The sequence below is a fragment of the Alkalibacterium sp. s-m-28 genome (assembly GCF_054658175.1).
On record NZ_BAAGIQ010000113.1, the window covers coordinates 1 to 5,261 of the forward strand.

5 protein-coding genes are annotated in these 5,261 nt (G+C 44.1%); all 5 read right to left on the reverse strand.

Annotation, left to right across the window (positions count from 1 at the left end):
- Positions 1-211 precede the first annotated feature (211 nt).
- Positions 212-1,147, reverse strand: a complete 936-nt coding sequence (galU, locus tag ACYQ4S_RS10620; RefSeq protein WP_091265145.1) for a UTP--glucose-1-phosphate uridylyltransferase GalU — start codon at positions 1,145-1,147, stop codon at positions 212-214.
- Between the two features lie 48 nt (positions 1,148-1,195).
- Positions 1,196-2,197: an NAD(P)H-dependent glycerol-3-phosphate dehydrogenase gene (locus ACYQ4S_RS10625; protein ID WP_346023647.1), complete on the reverse strand. Its 1,002-nt coding sequence runs from the start codon at positions 2,195-2,197 to the stop codon at positions 1,196-1,198.
- Positions 2,198-2,220: 23 nt separating this feature from the next.
- Positions 2,221-3,099 (reverse strand): prolipoprotein diacylglyceryl transferase, encoded by an 879-nt coding sequence (gene lgt / locus ACYQ4S_RS10630; protein ID WP_346023646.1) that lies wholly within the window; start codon positions 3,097-3,099, stop codon positions 2,221-2,223.
- 13 nt (positions 3,100-3,112) lie between these two features.
- On the reverse strand, positions 3,113-4,066 hold the full coding sequence (gene hprK, locus ACYQ4S_RS10635) for an HPr(Ser) kinase/phosphatase (RefSeq protein WP_346023645.1): 954 nt from the start codon (positions 4,064-4,066) through the stop codon (positions 3,113-3,115).
- Positions 4,067-4,238: 172 nt separating this feature from the next.
- Entirely contained in the window at positions 4,239-4,985 is a 747-nt protein-coding gene (locus ACYQ4S_RS10640) for a MerR family transcriptional regulator (protein ID WP_459771055.1), read from the reverse strand.
- Positions 4,986-5,261: the final 276 nt, after the last annotated feature.

Below are 5,261 nucleotides of genomic sequence, written 5' to 3' on the forward strand. Positions count from 1 at the left end.
CTGAAAAGGGCGTTCTATTTGTGTGTCTTCTTACAGTGTTTCAAAGAAATTCATACCAGTGTTCCATTGCCTTCCTCCTACATGCTCGATTTAGAGGCTGCCCTGACGTAAAAAGGGCAAATTCAAATAAAACTCCCCTTATAATAAACAGCTACAGCTCTTCTGTTCACTATAAAAGGAGCCTGACTTCTGCTATCGTCTTCTGTCTGCTCTACTCTTTTGCATGCTCAAGTTCATGAGCTTCTGCATCCATTTTATTTTCAACGTTTCCATTTTCCAGGTCTTTAGCAAGATCCACAATATATTGCCTCAAGTTGTCTTTCACTTGAGGGTGTTTCAAACCGTATTGAATTGTTGTTTTCAGGAAGCCGAACTTGTCTCCGACATCGTAACGCTCACCTTTGAATTCCTTGGCAAACACCCGCTGTGTTTTGTTTAATATGTCAATCGCATCCGTAAGCTGGATTTCTCCACCTTTTCCAGGCTCAAGATTTTCAAGAATGTCAAAAATCTCCGGAGTCATCAGATAACGGCCGATAATCGCCAAATCACTAGGGGCTTCATCCGGATCAGGTTTTTCAACAAACTTGCGTACGTTGTATAAGCCTTCCCCTGCCTCAGCTTCAGGATCGATGATGCCGTAACTGGACGTTTCTTCATGCGGCACTTTCATTACAGCAATGTTTGAGGCATGAGTCTTCTCATATCCCTCGATCAGCTGCTTAGTCAAAGGCACTTCGTCAGCCATGACGTCGTCTCCCAGCATGATGACAAAAGGTTCGTTCCCTACAAAAGCTTTCGCCTGAAGGACCGCATGACCCAGCCCCAGAGGATACGCCTGTCTGGCGAAATACAGGTTCAGACCCGTTGTCTCTTCGACTAGTTCAAGCAGTTCGTCTTTTCCTTTTGCCCGAAGGTTCTCTTCCAACTCCGGATTTGAATCAAAGTGATCTTCGATCGGACGCTTCAGTTTTCCCGTAATAATCAGAATATCTTCAATACCAGATGCGATGGCTTCCTCTACGATAAACTGAATCGTCGGTTTGTCCACGATCGGAATCATTTCTTTAGGCATAGCCTTTGTAGCAGGTAAAAACCGTGTGCCGTATCCTGCTGCTGGAATAATGGCTTTTCTTACTTTCTGCATAGTTCTCTACTCCTTCTTATCTTAAGTATACGCGCTTTCAACATTAGTTTATTCAGACTTTCCTTCACGCTTCATTAAATTAAGTATAACATATTTCACATCAGAGTCATTGTAAACGACGTTATAAATAGCCTCCGTGATCGGCATTTCAATATTGAACTCTTGAGCCAGTTCATATGCTGCCTTGGTGGTGGATATTCCTTCAACAACCATGCCCATTTCATCAAGAATTGTTTCCACCTTTTTGCCTTTACCGATCTGATAGCCTGCCCGCCAGTTTCTGGAATGCGGGCTCGTACAGGTAACGATGAGATCTCCCACCCCGCTTAACCCCATAAATGTTAGTGGATCCGCACCAAGCTCCAGACCTAATCTACTTATTTCAGCAAGCCCTCGCGTGACTAAACCAGCCTTGGCATTATCGCCATAACCCAGACCCGCGATTACACCGGCGCCCAACGCAATAATATTCTTTAAGGCAGCGCCAATTTCTACACCTATGATGTCTTCATTTGTGTAAACCCTGAAGTAATCATTTAAAAATATATTCTGAGTCAGTCGGGCTGCTTCTATATTTTCAGAGGCGGCCGTAATAGTCGTCAGATCTTTCGCTACGACTTCCTCTGCATGGCTGGGACCGGACAGGGCTACAATCCCGGTCATCCTGTCAGGCTCAATCTCTTCTTCAAGTATGGTCGATATACGTTTATGTGTTTCGGCCTCGAGTCCTTTTGAAGCATGGACCACCGTCACTTGATGGTCAAGAAGCGAATTGATCTGTTGTGCAGTCTGTCGGATTCCCTTTGTCGGAATGACAAACAGAATGATATCTGCATCTGATATCACTTCTTTCAGGTTAGTGCTAGCCGTCACTCCTTCAGGAAAGGTGAATTCTGGAAGGTAGTGTTTATTTGTATGGTTTCTGGTAATTTCTTCTGCCTGATGAGGGTCTCTTGTCCAGAGTCTGACGTCATGTCCGTTCTCAAAGAGGACAGTAGCCAGGGCACTTCCCCAGGATCCTGCTCCTAGTACAGCAATCGTCTTGTTCACTGATTTCTCTCCTCACTCATGACTTACTTCTTACTTTTCTCATATTTCCGGCGCTTCTCTTCAAATATCTTTTCAGGTTCGATACCGACCGTATAATAAGGCGGTGTCGGGTAGACATATAATCTTCTGTAGATGATCAGTCCAATACCGACAACGAACAGCACAAGTGAAAGTACTTGTGACCCTCTCAGTCCGCCACCAATATATAAACTGTCTGTACGCAGTCCTTCGATAAAGAAACGACCGAATCCGTACCATATGAGGTAGCTGAAGAACACTTCTCCACGTCTGAACAGTTTCGTTTTAGCTCGCAGAGTCATAAGAATGGCAAAGCCGATCAGATTCCAGACGGACTCATAAAGGAACGTCGGGTGATAGTAACTGCCGTCGATGTTCATCTGGTTAATGATAAAATCAGGAAGCTGCAGCCTTTCCAGAAACTGTCGTGTGACTTCTGTTCCGTGAGCCTCCTGGTTGATGAAATTGCCCCAGCGGCCGATTGCCTGTGCTAGCATAACGTGAGGGGCGAGAATATCAACCAGCAGCCATAAAGGAACGTTCCGCTTGTTCGCGTACCAGTATAGTGTAATAAAACCGAGAATCAGACCGCCATATATAGCAAGTCCACCTTCCCAGAAGTAAAAGATCCTGATTGGATCGGCGAGGTAGGTCTGAAGTTCGAATAGCACATAATACAACCGTGCTCCAATTATACCGGCAGGAATGATCCAGAAGGCCATATCGACAATAAAATCTTCTTCGATGCCTCTTCTACCCGATTCTTTCATGCTCAGCCAGACTGCCGCAAACATCCCCGTCACAATGATAATGCCGTACCAGGCCACTTCTAATGGGCCGAGACGAAATGCGATAGGATCTATGCTACTTATAATACTGTTCATACAATTTCCTCCATTAATTATTCTGCTGATTATCCATAGTGTTCTGCTGGATCAGATTATTCAAGTTTGTTTCAAAGGTTTTGGTCGCATCATAACCCATTTCTTTAGCACGAATATTCATCGTAGCTATTTCAATAATGATGGACAGGTTACGTCCAACTTTTACTGGAATAGACAGTTTTGGAATGTCGACGTTAAAGAAACGCATATTGTCAAGATTGTGTCCCAGACGATCATACTGGCGGTTCTTGTCCCAATGTTCCAGATTGATGACCAGATCTACTGTTTTCTTGGAACGGATCGATCCTACACCAAACAGATTCACTACATCGATAACACCGATCCCTCTGATTTCGATCAGATGTCTTAAGATTTCAGGTGGTTCTCCTATGATCCGGCGCTCATCCATCATATATAGCTCGACTCTGTCATCTGCAACGAGGCGATGCCCCCGCTGGATCAGTTCAAGTGCCGTTTCAGATTTTCCTATTCCGGAGTCTCCGATTATCAGAACACCCATCCCGTAGATGTCGACTAGCACACCATGCTGAGAAATGCGCTCGGCCAGTCTTTCTTCCAGGAAATTCGTCACATTTGAAGACAGTCTGGTTGTTGACCGTTTAGATAACAGAACTGGGATACCCTTTTCTTCAGCTGCCTTGATCAGTTCCTGCGGCGGTTCTTGATTTCTCGACACTAGGAATGCTGGTGTATCTGCCTGGCACATTCTCTTCATGATAATATAACGCTCATCACTTGTCATACGCTCTGTAAACGACAATTCAGTTTTTCCTAGCAGCTGTATTCTATTCTGTGGATAAAAGCTGAAATAGCCTGTCAGCTCAAGGGCCGGACGGGACAGATCACTGATTGTGATTTCTCTATCTAGATGCTCTTCTCCGACGACAACGGTGATATCGTCCATCGCATCTACTAGCTCGTGAATTTTTACTACTGCAGTAGTCATAGTTTAGCTCCTTTGCAATTTATCAAACATGACTTTATCATATCATATTTAAGTAATGCTTTATAGGTCGAACCTATCCGAACTGCGATTGGATTATCGCTTTTTACCCCTTCATCTTTTCCATCGATTTTTGTCAGGAAACATCCTGCTCTCCTGTCTCCTCTGCGCCCTATTATCTGAAGTACGCATAGCTTCCTAAGTTCTCAGCCGTCCACTCATCACCAGGTTCTGCCAGGCTGTCAATCAGCAATGTCAGTTCCGCTATAGCTTTCATGCCGGCAATGAGTGACTGATCGATATAAGTTAGTGATTCGATTGCCATCTCTCTTGTCCGCTGCAGATTCTCCACATCCGTACCTGCCAGCACCTCCCGGACGATGTCTAATGACCATGCTGCTCGCGATACCGTTCTTATAATCATGACACGCTTTATTTCTGCTTGAGTGTACAGACGGTACCCGCTTCTTGAATCACGTGTAGGTATGATTAACTGCTCTTTTTCCCAGTGACGTATGGCAGATGTTCTTACTCCCGCTATTTCAGCAACTTCTCCGATAGTATAGGTCACATTCTGATGTTTCATCTGATCGATCCATTCTACCTCTTCTGTTTCCAGCATAGTAATGACCTGTTCAGCTTGAATTCTTTCTTTCTGAAGATCAGCCTGTGAAGCGTTAACTATCCAGAGCGCCTTTAGAAACTCCTTCTGCTGTATCAGAGGCATGATTTCCTTGACTAACCCCATTCCGTATCCGATATTCAACTTGACTATGCTTTTGAAATAACTAAGGTGAGTATCTGAGTATTGACGATGCCCACTTTCAGTTCTTGGAATCTCTGGAACTAGTCCCCACTCTTCATAGTGTTTCAACGTGCTGGTAGATATATCGCAAATTCTGGCAATGTCTATGCCTCTCATTGTCAGTCCTCCCTAGTTACAAGTACACTGGGCTAGTCATTATTTGACTCGCCCTGACCATTTCAGTATACACTACCTGAATAATTCATAGTACCTTGTCAGAACAGGCATTTATCCCGCTTTGATAAGGTTTATCAATCTATTCCTTCTTCACCCGTTGGGTGAAGAAAAAAATATACAAAAAGAGCACACTCTATGTTATTGTAAAGTCGACCAAAACAACAAAAACAAGAGGTGTGCTCAATGTCAACTTTACAAGAAAAGCAACTACAATTC

Coding starts and splice junctions, on each gene's coding strand:
- galU (WP_091265145.1), bottom strand. CDS start 1,147: ATGCAGAAAGTAAGAAAAGCCATTATTCCAGCAGCAGGATACGGCACA.
- lgt (WP_346023646.1), bottom strand. CDS start 3,099: ATGAACAGTATTATAAGTAGCATAGATCCTATCGCATTTCGTCTCGGC.
- hprK (WP_346023645.1), bottom strand. CDS start 4,066: ATGACTACTGCAGTAGTAAAAATTCACGAGCTAGTAGATGCGATGGAC.
- ACYQ4S_RS10640 (WP_459771055.1), bottom strand. CDS start 4,985: ATGAGAGGCATAGACATTGCCAGAATTTGCGATATATCTACCAGCACG.